Raw genomic sequence first — 16,081 nt, 5'->3', positions numbered from 1 at the left:
GGATGGATAAAGTAAAAAGTTATATAGAAGCCAATAAAGAACGGTTTATCAGCGAGTTGTTCGACTTGCTCCGCATTCCTTCGATCAGTGCCCAGAGCGAGCATAAGCCCGACATGACACGGTGCGCCGAATGGCTGGCCGCGGCGCTCGCAAAGGCGGGCGCCGACCGCACCGAGGTCTTCCCGACGGAGGGCAACCCGGTCGTTTACGCCGAGAAGATTGTCGATCCCAAGGCCAAGACCGTATTGGTTTACGGCCACTACGACGTGATGCCCGTAGACCCGCGCGGGGAGTGGCGCACGGAGCCTTTCGAGCCGGTCATCAAGGACGGCCGTATCTGGGGGCGCGGTGCCGACGACGACAAGGGGCAGCTGTGGATGCACGCCAAGGCATTCGAGGCGATGTGCGCCACGGAGAGCCTGCCCTGCAACGTGAAATTCATGCTCGAAGGCGAGGAGGAGATCGGCTCGCCGAGCCTCTACAAGTTCTGCGAACAGAACAAAAAAATGCTCAAGGCGGATATAATATTGGTGTCGGACACCTCGATGATCTCGATGCAGACCCCGTCGATCACCTGCGGCCTGCGCGGGCTGGCCTATATGGAGGTCGAGGTGACGGGCCCCGACAAAGACCTCCACTCGGGGCTGTTCGGCGGCGCCGTGGCCAACCCGGCCAACGTATTGACGCGCCTCGTGGCACAGCTCGTGGACAAGGACGGCCGCGTGACGATCCCCGGGTTCTACGACGACGTGCGCGAACTGACGCCTGCCGAGCGCAAGGCGTTCAACAAGGCCCCGTTCAGCCTCGCGGGCTATAAGAAATCGTTGTCGATCGGCGACGTGGAGGGTGAAGCGGGCTATACGACGCTGGAACGCACCGGCGTACGCCCGTCGCTCGACGTCAACGGCATCTGGGGCGGCTACACCGAGGAGGGAACCAAGACGGTGATCCCGTCGAAGGCCTCGGCCAAGATTTCGATGCGCCTGGTGCCGAACCAGGACTACCGCAAGATCAGCAGGCTGTTCGAAAAATATTTCAGGTCGATAGCGCCCAAGAGCGTGAAGGTCAAAGTGAAATCGCTGCACGGCGGCATGCCCTACGTGGCACCGACCGACATGCCGGCCTACAAGGCCGCTCAGAAGGCCATCGCCGAGACCTTCGGCAAGAAACCCCTGCCCTTCTATTCGGGCGGTTCGATCCCGATCATCAGCGGGTTCGAGTCGATCCTGGGCATCAAGTCGCTGCTCATCGGCTTCGGGCTCGCGGAGGATGCGATCCACTCGCCCAACGAGAGCTACGGGCTGGAGCAGTTCGACCGGGGCGTGGAGACCATCCCGCTGTTTTACAAGTATTTCGCAGCGGAGAAATAGCGCCATGTACGACGAATTCCTGAATTTCATCTTCCCGCTCGCAAAGGGGGCCGGGGAGATACAACTCGCCTATTTTCGGGGCGACGATCTGGGGATAGAGACCAAATCGAACGCGTATGACGTGGTGACGCGGGCCGACAAGGAGAGCGAAGCCTACATCGTGCAGGCGATCCTCGGGCGCTATCCCGGTCACGGGATTCTGGGCGAAGAAGGCGGCGTAATGGGCACGGAGGGGAGCGATTACCGCTGGGTGATAGACCCGCTCGACGGCACGACCAATTACAGCCAGGGGCTGCCGATCTTCTCGGTGTCGATCGCACTCCAGCACCAGGGGGAAACCGTCGTCGGGGTGGTCTATGCACCCTACCTGGGGGAGCTGTTCTGGGCGTCGAAAGGCGGCGGGGCTTACATGAAGAGCCGCTCAGGCGAGGTGAAGCGGCTGCAAGTCTCCGCCAAGCAGACCCTCGCCACGTCGGTGCTCGCCACGGGCTTCCCTTACGACAAGGATGTCGATCCGGACAACAACAGCGACAACGTCGCGCGGATCGTACCCTATGTGCGCGACATACGGCGGCTGGGATCGGCGGCCTATGACCTGAGCTGCATCGCGGCGGGGCTGCTGGACGGCTATTGGGAGCTGGATTTGCACGAGTGGGACGTTTGTGCCGCGAATCTGATCGTGCGGGAAGCCGGGGGCGTCGTCTGCGATTTCAGGCGCAACCGCGGCGTCTCGCAGGCCGCGGGCAACGAGGTGCTCGTCGGGGAGATGCTCAAATATATCCGATAGGCCGGGCAGCACGGCGCTGCGACGGCAGGCAACCGGTATTACGGGGTGCGGACATTCGATCCGCATCCCGTTTTTTGCGCTCCGGAGGCAGTTGCCCGTTTGCGGCAAATGACGCAAAGTTATGCCTGAATGTCCTTTTTTATTCCCGCAGGGAATATGTTTTTAAAATTTTTTCTTATTTTTGGCAGGATAAAAATTTTGAGAACGAATGTGTGGGATTGTAGGATATGTCGGGGGGCGCGAGGCCTGCCCGGTTCTGTTGAAGGGTTTGCACCGGCTCGAATACCGCGGATACGACAGCGCGGGGGTCGCCATGGTTGGCAAGGACGGTGCGCTCAACGTATACAAGTGTAAGGGCAAGGTCTCCGACCTGGAGCATTTCCTCGAGGGCAAGGAGCTGGGCGGTAGCATCGGCATCGCGCATACGCGCTGGGCGACGCACGGCGTGCCGAACGACGTGAATGCCCATCCGCACTACTCCGAATCGGAGAACATCGCACTGATACACAACGGTATCATCGAGAATTACCGGGTGCTCAAGGACGCGCTCGAGGAGAACGGCTACACGTTCCGCAGCAGCACCGATTCCGAGGTGCTCGTGAACCTGATCGAGTACATCCGCACCACGGGCGGCTGCACGCTGCTCGAAGCCGTGCAGCAGGCCCTGCGGCAGGTCGTAGGCGCCTATGCCATCGCCGTGATCGAGAAGGGCAACCGCGACGAGATCATCGCCGCGCGCCAGAGCAGCCCGATGGCCATCGGCATCGGCGAGGGGGAATTTTTCCTCAGCTCGGACGCCGCTTCGGTCATCGAATACACGCAGGATTTCGTCTATGTGAACGACGGCGAGATTGCCGTCATCAACCGCCATAAGCCCCTCAAGATCGTCACGCTCGACAACCACGAGGGCCGGGTCGATATCAAGAAGCTGCAGATGAGCATCTCGCAGCTGGAAAAGGGCGGCTATCCGCATTTCATGCTCAAGGAGATATACGAGCAGCCCAAGACCATCGTAGACTGTATCCGCGGGCGCATAAGCCCCGACACGTACGAGGTGAAGCTGTCGGGCGTGATTGACAACCGCGGGAAATTCCTCGCGGCCCGCCGCATCGTATTCGTGGCGTGCGGGACATCGTGGCATGCGGCGCTGATCGGCGAGCACCTGATCGAGAATATATGCCGGATCCCCGTGGAGGTGGAGTATGCTTCGGAATTCCGCTACCGCAACCCGATCATCAATGCCGACGACATCGTGATCGCCGTGTCGCAGTCGGGCGAGACGGCCGACACGCTGGCCGCCGTGGAGTTGGCCCGCAAGGCCGGGGCTTTCGTCTTCGGCATCTGCAACGTCGTGGGATCGTCCATCGCCCGGGCGACCGACTCGGGGGCATACATCCATGTGGGGCCCGAGATCGGCGTGGCTTCGACCAAGGCCTTCACGGGGCAGGTGACCGTCATGGTGATGCTGGCGCTGGCCGTAGGCCGCGAAAAGGGCACCGTGACGGAAGAGTATTACCGCGAAGTGGCGAAGGGACTGCTGGAACTGCCCGCCGTGCTGGAGGACGTGCTCGGGCTGGGCGACCAGATCGCCGACCTCTCGAAGATATTTACCTATGCGCACAACTTCATCTACCTGGGGCGCGGTTACAACTACCCCACGGCGCTCGAGGGGGCGCTCAAATTGAAGGAGATCTCCTATATCCACGCCGAGGGCTACCCCGCCGCCGAGATGAAACACGGCGCCATCGCGCTTATCGACAACGAGATGCCGACCGTGGCGATCGCCACGCCGGACAACACCTACGAGAAAACGGCCAGCAACATCGAGGAGATCCGCGCCCGGGGCGGCAAGATCATCGCCGTGATCGCCCGCGACGACACGCATGTGCGCCGCAGTGCCGACTATACGATCGAGGTGCCGGTGGTCACCGACTGCCTGATGCCGATCGTCGTGTCGGTGCCGTTGCAGCTGCTGGCATATTACATCGCCGTCAACAAGGGCCGCAACGTCGACCAGCCGCGCAACCTGGCCAAGTCGGTGACGGTGGAATAACCTCCCGGCGGAAAGAGTGCCGCAGCCGGCCGTGCGATCCGCCCGGAAAGCGGCTGCAAACGAAACCCCCGCAGTCAAGGAAGTCTGCGGGGGTTTCTCTACACACAATTATCATTAACCTAAAACTGCGTCAGTCGTCGTAGCCGTTCGGCTTGGCCTTCCATGCGGCGGCGAAGACCGCCGTGCCGACAAGCGCCATGCCGACCAGCGTGTAGAGCGCTACGCTCCAGTCGGTGTACTGCACCAGTATACCCATCCCCCAGCCCGAGACGATCGTACTGCCGTAGCCGAACAGGCCGCAGAAACCGCCTGCCGTGGCGGCGGCGCGCTTGGTGGCGATGTTCGCCGCGGCGATGCCGACGAGTGCCTGCGGGCCGTAGATGAAGAATCCGGCCGACATCAGGATGGCGATGGCAACGGCCAGCGGCGTATGTTCATTGAGGGTATAGAGCCCCACGAGGCAGAGCGCGGTCATTAGCATGCAGATCACGCAGGTGCGGGGCGCGCGGCCGCCGAAGAAACGGTCGGTGGCCCAGCCTGCGGCGAGCATACCCGCGATGCCGGCGATTTCGAATGCCGCGACCGTCCATCCGGCGTGGCTGATGTCCATGTGGAGGTGCTCCTTGAGCATCGTGGGCCCCCAGTCCAGCACGGCGAAGCGCACGATGTAGACGAAGAAATTGCCCACGGCGATGATCCAGATCGTCGGGTTCAGGAAGACCTTGCGGCGCAGGAACGCCTTGTGTTCGGCTTTTTCCTCGGCCTTGGTATGCGGTTTGGCGTCGGCCGGGGCCGCCTTGCCGGTCTTCAGTTCGGGCAGCCCTACCGACGAGGGGGTGTCGCGCACGAAAGCCCAGACGACGGCGGCGCCCAGGATGGCGATCGTCGCCGGGAGCAGGAAACACCAGCGCCAGTGCTGCGAGAGGATCGACGAGGCGTCGAACCATGCGCCCCAGTTCAGGCTGACGACATAGCCGCAGAAGATGATGGCCAGGCCGGCGCCGATCGAGTGGGAGGTGTTCCAGACCGACATCTTGGTGGCGAGCCGCTCGGGGACGATCCAGTGGGTCATCAGCCGCGTGCAGGGCGGGACGCCCATGCCCTGGAACCAGCCGTTGAGTACCCAGAAGATACCCAGCGCCAGCACCGACGAACTGAACCCGAAAAGCAGGTTGCAGATGCCGCAGAAGACGAGCCCCGTCACCAGGAAATAGCGTGCGTTGCTACGGTCGCCCCAGATGCCGTTGAAGAATTTGGAGAGCCCGTAGATCAGTCCGTGGAGCGTGAGGAACAGGCCGAGGTCGGATTTCGAGATGCCCATCTCCTCGTTGAGATAAGGCATGGCGATGCTCAGGTTCTTGCGCACGAAATAGAAGAGCGCATAGCCGAAGATGCACATCGCCATGGTGCGGAATTCCCAGTATTTAAAACGCTTGACCTGTTGGTCGGTCATGCCGTCATAGGCCGGATTGAGTTGTTTTGCAGACATTTATTCAGGTTGGTTCGGGTTTTACTTCAGGTTGGTGCGGTGGCTGCGCATCGCAGCTTCCTGTAGGGCGTGGATTGCATCGCGCGACCACGGCAGGCCGATGAATTCCGACGGGTAGTCGGTCTCGATGATGTCGGGTTCGGCGACCAGCTCGCGCAGGTAGGCCACACGGCGGTCGTAGGGGTTTTTCACCTTGTCGGACGAGCCGGTGATCGAGGTCATCGTCATGACGCCCTCGGCGTGCAGCAGGTCGTAGACCGGTTGCAGGTCGGGGTTTACGGCCAGGCGGATATAGGCCATGATGTATTTCCAGGGGATGGGCGATGCGTCGTAAGCCCTGAAATGTTCCATCGAGCTGATCTCGACGCAGAACATGACGTTGCGGATGCCGTGCTCCCAGTAGTAGAGCGCCTCTTCGATGGAGCGGACGCTCAGCATGATGTTGTGGTACATCGACCAGTCGCCGCCCGGCTGCAACTGCTCGATATAGTAGTCGAGGCTGGCGCGGCGCACCTGGTCGCTCACGCCCTTGGTGTTGATGTACTTGTTGTCGAAATTGAAGACGACTTTGTCCTTGCCCCATTCCAGCAGGTCTTTCAGGCGCGGGATCTTGTAGGGGGTGACGTTGCGGTCGCGGTCTACGAGGCAGAACTGTTGCAGCTCTTCGTAGGTATAGTCGGCCACACGCCCCTTGCCGGTGGTCGTGCGGTCGATCGTCAGGTCGTGCATCAGTACCATGACGCTGTCGCGGGTGAAGCTGAAGTCGACCTCGAAGAAGGTCGGCATCATCGACAGCGTCTTTTCGCACGATTCGATGCAGTTTTCGGGATAGCCGGGCATCATGCCCCCGCGGTGTCCGCTGACGATGATGTCACGGCCGGGGTCATAGGTGAAATAGGCTTGCAGTTCTTCGATCGACCCGATCCGCACGGCGTGCGGTATCGGGGCCTGGGCGCACGCGGGCAGCACGGCGGCGCAGCATACGGCCAGGAGCAGGAGAAGGGGGCTCGGTCTTTTCATTGTGCTTCGGGGATTTTGGCGATGATACGTTCCACTTCGTCGTAGGCCTGTGCGGCGAGCGGCAGCAGCGGGTCGGTGTCGGGAAGGGAGGCGATGCGGGCCAGGGCGGCCTTGACACCCTCTTTTTCGACCAGACGGCGCATTTCCACGCTCTGCACGTCCTCGGGGTTGTCGTAATGCAGCGCGGCGCCGACGCCCAGCAGCAGGTCGGGCGTGCCGATACCGTAGCGGCGGGCCGTGAGGATGGGCCTGACGAGGCGGTCGCCTGCCGAAAGCTTGCGCAGCGGCTCGCGTCCCACGCGGGTCACGTCGTCGCAGAGGTAGGGGTTGCGGAAGCGCCCGATGATCTTGTCGATATAGGCGAAGTGGGCGTCGCGGTCGAAGCCGTAGAGCGCCACCAGCCCCCGTCCGCTTTCGCGCATGGCGGCTTTCACGATGGTATGGATATGTTCGTCGGAGATGCTCTGGCAGATGGTCATGTAGCCTTTCATCCGTCCCAGGTAAGCCGTGATGGCGTGGCCGGTATTGAGCGTGAAGAGCTTGCGCTCGATATAGGCGATCAGGTTGTCGGCCGGATTCATGCCGGGGATTTCGGGCACGGCGCCCTTGAATGCGGCGCGCTCGACGTTCCATTCGAAGAAGCGTTCGACGACCACGTCGATCGGGTTCTCGCTCTTGACCGGCGGCACGATGCGGTCGACCGAGCAGTCGGGGAAGCCGACGTACTGCTCGCACCAGTCACGCTGGGCCCCGTCGAGGTGCTTAAGGACAGCCTCCCGGAGCTGTGTGGTGGCGCGGACGCCGTTTTCGCAGGCGATGACATTGAGCGGTTCGGTGACGCCTGCATCCCTGCGTGCGGCGATACCCGCCGCGATGGCCCCGGCGATGCGGGGCAGCACGGTCAGCCCCACCGCCGTGGTGACGAGTTCCGCCCCGGCGATCTGGGCGGCAAGTTCCGGGCTCCGGGAGTCCATTGCCGAAATGTCGGTAATGCGCATCTGCTCGCAGACCGTGTCCATGATCTGAACCGTATAGGCCCTGTCCGAGTTGATCCTCGCGACGACCTGTTCGTTCACATCGGCGAATACCACATGGTAGCCCGCCTGTTCCAGCACGGCGCCGATAAATCCGCGGCCGATGTTCCCGGCTCCGAATTGAATAGCTTTCTTCATTGCATTCGTGGTTTAAATATAGCTTCTGTAACAAAATACCGTATCGGTTGCCGCGGCCCGTCGCAGCGCTGAGCCCCGATGGCGTATGCCCTGCGCCCTATTCCCAGAATATGCGGGTGTAATACCTGCCCTTGCCGAGGATGCAGTTCGTGAATTCGACCTCCTCGCCCTGTGTGATGTCGATGCGCAGCACCTGCCCCGCATAGACGGGCATGGGATAGTCGTAGGAGGCCGGACGGACGGCGAAACGCAGGTCGGACTTGTTGGCGATCTCGAACGTGCGTTTGGTCTTGCTGACCTGGCGTATCTCGCGGATTTCGAGCGCAGCGTCTATCATCTGGCCGATGTACTCCCCGCGCCCCATCAGGTTGCCGTCGAAGCAGGCCAGGGCCCGCCCGGCGAGGAGTGCTTCGTGGATCGCCCCGGCCGTGCGGGCGGTGGCGAAGACCAGGGTCATCGGACGGCTGCCGCGCACGGGATAGATGCTCCCGCTCATATAATGTATGTCGCTGTTGGCGAACGGCACGAGGCCGTACTGAACCGCGTAGTCGAATGCGCGGGGATAGGATTCGGTCTTGTTGAACACCTCGACGCCGCGGAGTTTGCCCTGGGCGATCAGGCGTTCGTGGACGGGATAGATGTCGCTTTTCCGGTCGGGGTAGCCGGGATGGTTCCACAGCAGGAAGGCGCCCTGGCGGCAGGCCTCCTCGACGGCCTGCATCTCGTCCTCGACGTCGAGTTTGTCGGCATCCCGGATAAAGAGCGTGCAGATGTGCCCCAACGGCTTCTTGCGGGTGATTTCCGCACCGGGGATCACGATCATCCCGATCATGTCGCCGCGTGCCTTGGCCAGTTCGTAGGGTTTATTGAGGCCGCAACGGATAATGTCGGCGTTCTTGTGCACCTCGATGTGGTCGGTCATGGCGATCGCGTCCAGTCCGTCGTTCCACGCTTCGTTGACCCGGCCGACGGGCCACACCTGTCCGTCGGAGATGTCGGAATGGACGTGGAAATCGCATTTGAGCGTGATATAGCCGCCGATGTCGGGTATGCGGAGGTATTGGCGGTAGTTCTGGCGGCTGACGGCCTGATGGACGTGGACATCGTCGTTATGCAGTTGTGCGGCGGCGGTCAGGGCACAGAAAAGGGCAAAAAATGCGAGGGTAAGGTTTTTTCTCATCGGTCGTGTAGTTTGGTCGTGTCATATTAAATACAACCGATCGCGGGAAACCACCTAACCGGATTACAAAAAAATTAAAAAAGGTACCGGACATTGTTTCGTTCGGCGAGAATGTTTATTTTTGTACCGAATCTGATTATCCGATGGAGAAAATCTCGCTAATATCACGGGTTCGCGCGGGCGACCGCAAGGCGTTCGACGAACTGTGCCGGAAATATTACGCCATGCTGGTTTCCTACGCCCGCCTGTTCCTCAAAGACGACTGGGCCGAGGACGTGGTGCAGGACGTGTTCTACAACGTATGGCAGCGGCGGGAGACGCTCGACGATTCGAACTCGCTGTACAAGTACCTGCTGCGTTCGGTCTACAACCGCTCGCTCAACTACCTGGACAAGAACAGGCGCGCCGGTGAATACGGCGCCTACTACCGGGAGCGCATCGCCGCGCTGGGCAGTTCGTACTATGCACCCGACAACAGCCCCGTCGTGCAGAAACTCTACAACGACGACCTGCGCGCCAGCCTCGATGCGGCCATCGAGTCGCTGCCGCCCAAATGCCGCGAAGTGTTCCGTCTGAGCTACATCGAAGACCTTTCGAACCGCGAGATCGGCGAGCAGCTGGGCATTTCGCCCCGCACGGTGGAAAACCACATGTATGCGGCGCTCAAGCAACTGCGCCGGAAACTCTCCAAGGAACAACTGTTGCTGCTGCTTTCGCTGCTCTTCATGCGGGGCGTATAGGCCGGAGCGGCACAGACCCCAAGGCGTCGGGATACATAGTATCCCGGCGCTTTTTCGTTTGATCCCGCTCCCGATTTTTTCAATTTCCGGTAAGTGGTTTGGGCGGGTCGGCTGTATGTATCTATGAACACCGCCTAAACTACACGACCGATGGAAACGACATTCCCGAAGGCGCCTTCAGCCGCCGATAGCACCCTCATTCGCAGAGGTGCCATGAATTTGATATATAAATATATCGTATGATTTACCTGCACAATGGCTTTAAGTGTGTTTTTCTGCCGTCAGAGCCGGTGCGCGACAGCCGTACGAAAGGTTTGCCCGCGCCGGGCAAACCCTGCAACCCGTATTTCCACCAACCAAATATTTCTTAACCAACAAAACAAAACCATGCGAAAAATTTTTCTTTTCACAGCAGCAATGCTGGCGATCGCAGGCTGTTCGGAGGACAACACGCATCCGAAGGTATCCCCCGTGGACGAACCTTCGGCGGATGCCGTGACGATCCTTGCGACGATCGATGCGATCCCGTCCGCTACCGGGGACGGCGAGGCGTATGCTCCCCTATGGCAGGAAGGCGACCAGATCATCGTCGGCTACAAGGGGGTGTCTTATGTGTACGAAACCTACGACGCCGGCAACGGTGTCGAGTTCCATCCGGTGGCCCTCTCGCTGCCCGCGGACGCACGCGGCGAAGTGACGGCCTATTTCAAGGCCATCGACGGCGTATTTGCGGTCGGTGCCGACCAAACGGGCGCTACCCTGCCGATGTATGCCTATGCGGCCGACGCCGCACCCGCCCTGGGCAGCCTCGGCCTGCACTTCAAGCCACTGGCTTCGGTGCTGTCGCTCACGATCGGCGAGGAGGCTTCGAAGACCATTTCGAAAATCACGCTCGAACCGGTCGACCCCGACGGTGTGGAGGGGCACCTGGCTGTATCGGAGGCCGTGGTCGATCCCCGGACGGGTGCGGTGACCGTCGGCGAGGATGCCGCGGTGTCGGACATCCTTACGATGGAGATCGGCGAAATGTCGCTGGTGCAGGCCCAGACGGTGAATTTCCTGATCGCCAGCGGTACGAAGGTGGACGGCGGGCTGAAGGCGACGATCTCCTGTACGGACGGGAGCGTCTTCGTCAAAAACCTGTTCGAAACGCAGGAAGTGGCCTTTGCGGGGAACTGCGTCGGAGCCGTGACCGAGCTTTTCTTCCGGCTGAGGATCGCCACCTATGAAGACATGGTGAACTTCGCGCAGGAGTGTGCCGACGACAACGGCGGTGCCATCGTCGACCTCCAGGCCGACATCGACATGCGGAATGTCCCGTGGACGCCGATCGAGAATTTCACGGGGACGTTCAACGGCAACGGCCACCGTATCTACAATATCAACGTATCGGCCGACGGGCGTTATGCCGGGTTCTTCGCCTATGCCAAGGGGGCGATCTCGGATGTGGTTTTCGGGTCGAAGGACGGCACCTCCTATGACGGGACGAGCCGCATCGAGCTCAAATACAGCGCCGACACCGATACGTGGTGTTATGCGGGCATCGTCGCACAATCGAACAATACGCTCACCGGCGTGACCAGCTTCGTACCCGTGACCGTCACGGCGGATTCCCGATGCAAGTCGCGCACGGGCGGCATCGTCGGCAGCCTGTATAACGGGAAGATGAGCGGCTGCAGGAACTACGGCGCGGTGAGCAACGTGGCGACGGCGGGCGTGGCGAGCTATGTGGCCGGTATCGCGGGCATCGTCGACGGCTCGGGCGACGCGGCCGGGGCGATCACGCTGGACGGATGCCACAACCACGGCCCGGTGATGACTTCGCTCGGGCTGGGCAACGCCGTGGCGGGAATTACGGCCTCGGTGATGAAGACCGCGGTCAATACGACCATCAGCAACTGCACCAATGCGGGCGAGATCCGGTTTGACAACGCGGGCGCGTCGGCAGCCCACCGCATCGGCGGCATCGTCGCCTACATCGTGGACAGCTGCCCGACGCTGGTGATCGACAACTGCACCAACAAAGGCACCGTCGTCTCGAACATGAACGGCAACTGCTTCATCGGCGGGATCGCGGGCGTGAACTATGCGGCGGCGATCCGGGATTGCACGAACGAAGCCGAGGTGAAATTCGTGCAGGCCAATGCCGCAGGCGCGGGTTACCTCTGCATCGGCGGCATCGCGGGGCAGACGTACAGCGGGGCGAAGGTCACGGGGTGTGCCAACAGGGCGGCCGTCAGCTCCGACAAACTGCAGGTGACCCGCATCGGCGGTATCGTCGGTACGCACAACGCCAGCACGATAGACGACTGTTCGAACAGCGGCGACATCACCCTGGCCTATACGGCGACGGCCAACAACTGGGAGGCCGCAGGCGGCATCGTGGGTTTCTACGACGGCACGGACGGCACGGCGGTGACCAACGGCTGCACGAACAGCGGCAAGGTCTGGGCGACGGTAAATTCCAGCAACGCCAATATCGGCGCCGGAGGCATCGCGGGCATCATCAAGTCGGGCAATGCGACCAACAACACCAACGACGGTGCGGTCTGGATGCACAATGCCCAGGCGGGCAAGAGCTCCTATGCGGGCGGCATCGTCGGCTACGACTACAATACCAAGGACAAGTCGGCCGTCACGGGCAATGTCAACAACGGTGCGGTACAGGCCACTGTCGAGGGCACTTCGGCGCTGCTGGCGGCCGGGGGCATCATCGGGCGCAACGACGTGGGCGCCGTGTCCGGATGCAGGAATTTCGGCGCGGTGGCATGTGCGCTGCATGCGGGGGCACTCGTGGGCTGGAACAAGAAAAGCGTGGAGGACAGCGCCGCAGGCGGTTCGGTGAACGGCACGGCACTCACCGGGACGAACTATGCGGAACTGGCGGTCGGCTTCCAGGACGGGGGCTCGTCGTCGGGCATCACCTTCGGGGAGAAATAGCCCGGCAAATCATTAATTACTTAACTGAAAGAAACCTATTATGAAAAGAGTCCTTACGACACTTTTGAAAAGTGTATGTATAATTGCTCTGGTGTTGTGCGGGATGGACGCGCAGGCGCAGGGCAACCTCGTAACGGGTGCGGTCAGGGATGCGAAGGGCGAACCGGTGATCGGCGCCACCGTCATCGTGAAGGGAACCGCAACCGGCGCGACATCCGGGGCCGACGGCCGCTATTCGATCCAGGCGGGCCCCGATGCGACGCTCGAATTCAGCTTCATAGGCTACAAGAAACAGGAGGTGCCCGTAGGTACCCGCTCGGTGATCGACGTTGTGCTCGAAGAGGATGCGCTGATGGTGGACGACGTGGTGGTGATCGGTTACGGCACGCAGTCGCGCCGCACGATCACGGCCGCAGTTTCGAAGGTGGACGGCGAGAAACTTGTCGGCGCCCCGGTCAACTCCATCGGCGATGCCCTGAAGGGACGTGTCGGCGGCGTGCGCGTATCGTCGGCCGACAACCAGCCGGGTTCCGACCCCGTGTTCCTGATCCGCGGCGGTTCGTCGATCAACCAGTCGAACGCCCCGATCATCATCATCGACGGCGTGAACCGTGAAATGACCGGCCTGAACCCCAACGACATCGAGTCGATCGAGGTGCTGAAGGACGCCGCTTCGGCGGGTATCTACGGCGCCCGCGCCTCGAACGGCGTAATCCTCATCACGACCAAGAAGGGCAGCATGGCACGGGGCCCGCAGGTGACATTCGAGGCGCAGGCCGCATGGACTTCGCCTGCCGTGAGGTTCGACCTGATGAACGGCGGCGACTACCTGCGCACGATGCGCACGATGCTGAACGAATACCCTTCGACCTACGCCTACGGCTCGGGCATCCTGACGGGCGCCAACTCCGCCGGCATCGGCAACGGCGACAATTCGGTGTGGACGCCCAAATTCGTGGATACGCCGGCCGATGTCCCCGCAGGCTGGAAGGTGATGGTCGACCCCATCGACCACTCGAAACTGATCGCCTACCAGGACAACGACCAGCAGAAGCAATGGTTCGACGACTCGTACTGGATGAACTACTACGTCGGCGTGAACGGCGGCAACGACAAGGTGCAGTATGCCGCGTCGGCCGGCTACACGAAGGACGGCGGCATCGGCATCAACACCGATTTCTCGCGTTTCACCTTCCACGGCAACACCTCGTTCAAGATACTCAGGAACCTGAAGGCGACGACCGTGTTCGACTACTCGGAAACGAAGGGCAACACGCTCCCCTCGTCGGGTATCGCCACCTACTGGACGACCGTGGGCCGCGGCATGTTCATGCCTGCCACGCACCGCGACTACCTGGACGACGGCACGCCCGCCCAGGGAACCAACAACACGACCATCTCGGCCGCATGGTTCGACCGTTACTATACGAGCAACTACACGGCACGCCGCATGACGGCCAATTTCAACCTCGAATGGGAAATCGTCGACGGGCTGCGCGCCGTGATGCAGGTTGCCAACCACAACTATTACAGGATCGACAACCAGCGCCTGGCGGGCAACGCAATCTCCAACCAGCGCCGCACCTACGAGAAGTGGGGGCAGACCAACCGCTTCAGCACGCAGGGCTACCTGAACTACCGCAAGACCTTCGCGCAGGATCATACGATCGAGGGCACGGTCGGGTTTGACTACATGAAAAACACGGTCAACGGCCTTTCGCTGACGGTCACGGGCGCCGATTCGGACAAGGTGCCGACGCTGGCCGCAGGGACGGACGCCACGGGCTGGGCGGACACCAACACCAACGAGGCGCTCTCCTCCTATTTCGGGCGTCTGAACTACGACTACAAGAAGAAGTACCTCTTCATGTTCACGTTCCGCGCCGACGGCTCGTCGAAATTCGCCGAGGGAAACCGCTGGGGATATTTCCCTGCGGCGTCGGCCGGCTGGGTGGTCTCGGAGGAGAAATTCTGGAACGTGCGCAATTTCAACAGCTTCAAGATACGCGCCTCGTACGGCCTGACGGGTAACAACTACATCGGCCTTTACGATGCCTACGGAGGGTTCGGCGCAACGTCGATCTACAACGGTGCGAGCGCCATCCTGCCCACGGCGCTGCCCAACATGAGGCTCAAATGGGAGACCACCCACCAGCTGGACATCGGCGTCGACATGGGATTCTTCAACGACCGCATCCGCCTGATGGCCGACTATTACAACAAGAAGACCACCGACCTGCTCTTCAGCGTCACGCTGCCCGATACGTCGGGTTACGGCTCGGCCCGGCAGAACGTCGGTTCGGTACGCTTCTACGGCGCCGAGGTGGAACTCTCGACGGTGAACATCCAGAGCAAGAACTTCACCTGGACGACCGACTTCACCTACTCGTTCAACATGAACAAGGTGTTGTCGCTCCCCGACGAGTACAGGTACAAGGACGTCGACGGCAAGGATGCATGGCGTATCGGCGGGTACACGATGTCGGAGACGGGATTCCGTTTCGGCGGCACGGCTGTCGGCGAACGCATGGGGCGCATCTACGGCTACAAGACCGCCTACATCATCGAAACCGAGGCGCAGGCCGACGCGGCGCTGTACGACGTCAATTCACACGGCATCCGCCGTTCGGACGGCCGTTCGATCGCCGGCCGCAAGGACATCGGCGACTACGAATGGCTCAACCGCGCCGGGTCGGCGCGTACGGCGGACGGCAGCGAGCAGATCAACGACGAGGACATGTTCCTGCTGGGGTACGTGACGCCCCACTCCACCGGCGGTATGAACAATACCTTCAAGTACAGGAACCTCTCGCTGTCGGTCTACGTCGACTATGCGCTGGGGCACTCGGTCTACAACTACATGTATACGCGCGGCCTGCAAACCTCGATGGGCAACTGCAACTGGAACCTCATCTACGATGCGAACGACTGCTGGCAGAAGCCGGGCGACAACACCAAGCTGGCGCGCCTGTCGGCCAACGACGCCGACGGCGGCAACAAGAACTATTCGCGCATCTCGGACATCAACGTGCAGAAGGGCGATTACCTCTGTCTGCGCGACGTGACGCTGTCGTACAGCTTCCCCAAGCGGTGGATCGGCAAGCTCGGGCTGGGCAACCTGACGGTCTCGGTATCGGGCAACACGCTGGTATACTGGACGAAGGTCAAGGGCGTGTCGCCCGAGTCGGCGGTGGCCTCCTCGGGATCGAGCACGGGCATGTACAGCGCGGTGAACACCAGCTCGGCCGATTATAACATTTACCCACCCACGCGCAAGGTGATGTTCAGCCTGAAGGCCACATTCTGAACGGGATGATTCTCAACAACTAA

Annotated in this window: 10 protein-coding genes; 6 read left to right on the top strand and 4 right to left on the bottom strand. The window is 61.3% G+C overall.

The window, feature by feature from the left end; translation table 11 throughout:
- Window positions 1–2: 2 nt before the first annotated feature.
- The 3 genes from NQ559_RS14950 to glmS all read left to right on the top strand — a co-directional run bounded on the left by NQ559_RS14950 (window position 3) and on the right by glmS (window position 4,210).
- Window positions 3–1,370 carry a dipeptidase gene (locus NQ559_RS14950; protein WP_018696001.1) on the top strand — a complete coding sequence of 456 codons (1,368 nt, stop codon included), beginning with the start codon at window positions 3–5 and terminating at the stop codon, window positions 1,368–1,370.
- Window positions 1,371–1,374: 4 nt separating this feature from the next.
- A complete protein-coding gene (locus tag NQ559_RS14945) occupies window positions 1,375–2,157 on the top strand; it encodes an inositol monophosphatase family protein (protein WP_018696002.1) in 783 nt (260 codons plus the stop codon).
- A gap of 208 nt (window positions 2,158–2,365) precedes the next feature.
- Window positions 2,366–4,210 (top strand): glutamine--fructose-6-phosphate transaminase (isomerizing), encoded by a 1,845-nt coding sequence (gene glmS, locus NQ559_RS14940; protein WP_018696003.1) that lies wholly within the window; start codon window positions 2,366–2,368, stop codon window positions 4,208–4,210.
- Between the two features lie 130 nt (window positions 4,211–4,340).
- Here glmS and NQ559_RS14935 read toward each other — a convergent pair whose 3' ends face one another.
- From NQ559_RS14935 to NQ559_RS14920, 4 genes are all read right to left on the bottom strand, one after another.
- Window positions 4,341–5,699, bottom strand: a complete 1,359-nt coding sequence (locus NQ559_RS14935) for an MFS transporter (protein WP_018696004.1) — start codon at window positions 5,697–5,699, stop codon at window positions 4,341–4,343.
- 21 nt (window positions 5,700–5,720) lie between these two features.
- Entirely contained in the window at window positions 5,721–6,719 is a 999-nt protein-coding gene (locus NQ559_RS14930; RefSeq protein ID WP_018696005.1) for a glycerophosphodiester phosphodiesterase family protein, read from the bottom strand.
- Window positions 6,716–7,891 carry a mannitol-1-phosphate 5-dehydrogenase gene (locus NQ559_RS14925; protein WP_018696006.1) on the bottom strand — a complete coding sequence of 392 codons (1,176 nt, stop codon included), beginning with the start codon at window positions 7,889–7,891 and terminating at the stop codon, window positions 6,716–6,718. The genes NQ559_RS14930 and NQ559_RS14925 overlap by 4 nt, the downstream gene beginning before the upstream one ends.
- Before the next feature lie 97 nt (window positions 7,892–7,988).
- Window positions 7,989–9,071: a PHP domain-containing protein gene (locus NQ559_RS14920; RefSeq protein WP_018696007.1), complete on the bottom strand. Its 1,083-nt coding sequence runs from the start codon at window positions 9,069–9,071 to the stop codon at window positions 7,989–7,991.
- A gap of 143 nt (window positions 9,072–9,214) precedes the next feature.
- On the opposite strand from NQ559_RS14920, the gene NQ559_RS14915 reads away from it, so the two are divergent.
- The 3 genes from NQ559_RS14915 to NQ559_RS14905 all read left to right on the top strand — a co-directional run bounded on the left by NQ559_RS14915 (window position 9,215) and on the right by NQ559_RS14905 (window position 16,058).
- Window positions 9,215–9,811 carry an RNA polymerase sigma-70 factor gene (locus NQ559_RS14915; RefSeq protein WP_018696008.1) on the top strand — a complete coding sequence of 199 codons (597 nt, stop codon included), beginning with the start codon at window positions 9,215–9,217 and terminating at the stop codon, window positions 9,809–9,811.
- A gap of 387 nt (window positions 9,812–10,198) precedes the next feature.
- A complete protein-coding gene (locus tag NQ559_RS14910) occupies window positions 10,199–12,751 on the top strand; it encodes a GLUG motif-containing protein (protein ID WP_169342437.1) in 2,553 nt (850 codons plus the stop codon).
- A 40-nt stretch (window positions 12,752–12,791) separates the two neighbouring features.
- Window positions 12,792–16,058: a SusC/RagA family TonB-linked outer membrane protein gene (locus NQ559_RS14905; protein WP_033395210.1), complete on the top strand. Its 3,267-nt coding sequence runs from the start codon at window positions 12,792–12,794 to the stop codon at window positions 16,056–16,058.
- Window positions 16,059–16,081: the final 23 nt, after the last annotated feature.

The organism is Alistipes onderdonkii, from assembly GCF_025145285.1.
Taxonomy (GTDB): domain Bacteria; phylum Bacteroidota; class Bacteroidia; order Bacteroidales; family Rikenellaceae; genus Alistipes; species Alistipes onderdonkii.
This window is presented reverse-complemented; position numbering and strand designations above follow the sequence as displayed.

Coding starts and splice junctions, on each gene's coding strand:
- NQ559_RS14950 (WP_018696001.1), top strand. CDS start 3: ATGGATAAAGTAAAAAGTTATATAGAAGCCAATAAAGAACGGTTTATC.
- NQ559_RS14945 (WP_018696002.1), top strand. CDS start 1,375: ATGTACGACGAATTCCTGAATTTCATCTTCCCGCTCGCAAAGGGGGCC.
- glmS (WP_018696003.1), top strand. CDS start 2,366: ATGTGTGGGATTGTAGGATATGTCGGGGGGCGCGAGGCCTGCCCGGTT.
- NQ559_RS14935 (WP_018696004.1), bottom strand. CDS start 5,699: ATGTCTGCAAAACAACTCAATCCGGCCTATGACGGCATGACCGACCAA.
- NQ559_RS14930 (WP_018696005.1), bottom strand. CDS start 6,719: ATGAAAAGACCGAGCCCCCTTCTCCTGCTCCTGGCCGTATGCTGCGCC.
- NQ559_RS14925 (WP_018696006.1), bottom strand. CDS start 7,891: ATGAAGAAAGCTATTCAATTCGGAGCCGGGAACATCGGCCGCGGATTT.
- NQ559_RS14920 (WP_018696007.1), bottom strand. CDS start 9,071: ATGAGAAAAAACCTTACCCTCGCATTTTTTGCCCTTTTCTGTGCCCTG.
- NQ559_RS14915 (WP_018696008.1), top strand. CDS start 9,215: ATGGAGAAAATCTCGCTAATATCACGGGTTCGCGCGGGCGACCGCAAG.
- NQ559_RS14910 (WP_169342437.1), top strand. CDS start 10,199: ATGCGAAAAATTTTTCTTTTCACAGCAGCAATGCTGGCGATCGCAGGC.
- NQ559_RS14905 (WP_033395210.1), top strand. CDS start 12,792: ATGAAAAGAGTCCTTACGACACTTTTGAAAAGTGTATGTATAATTGCT.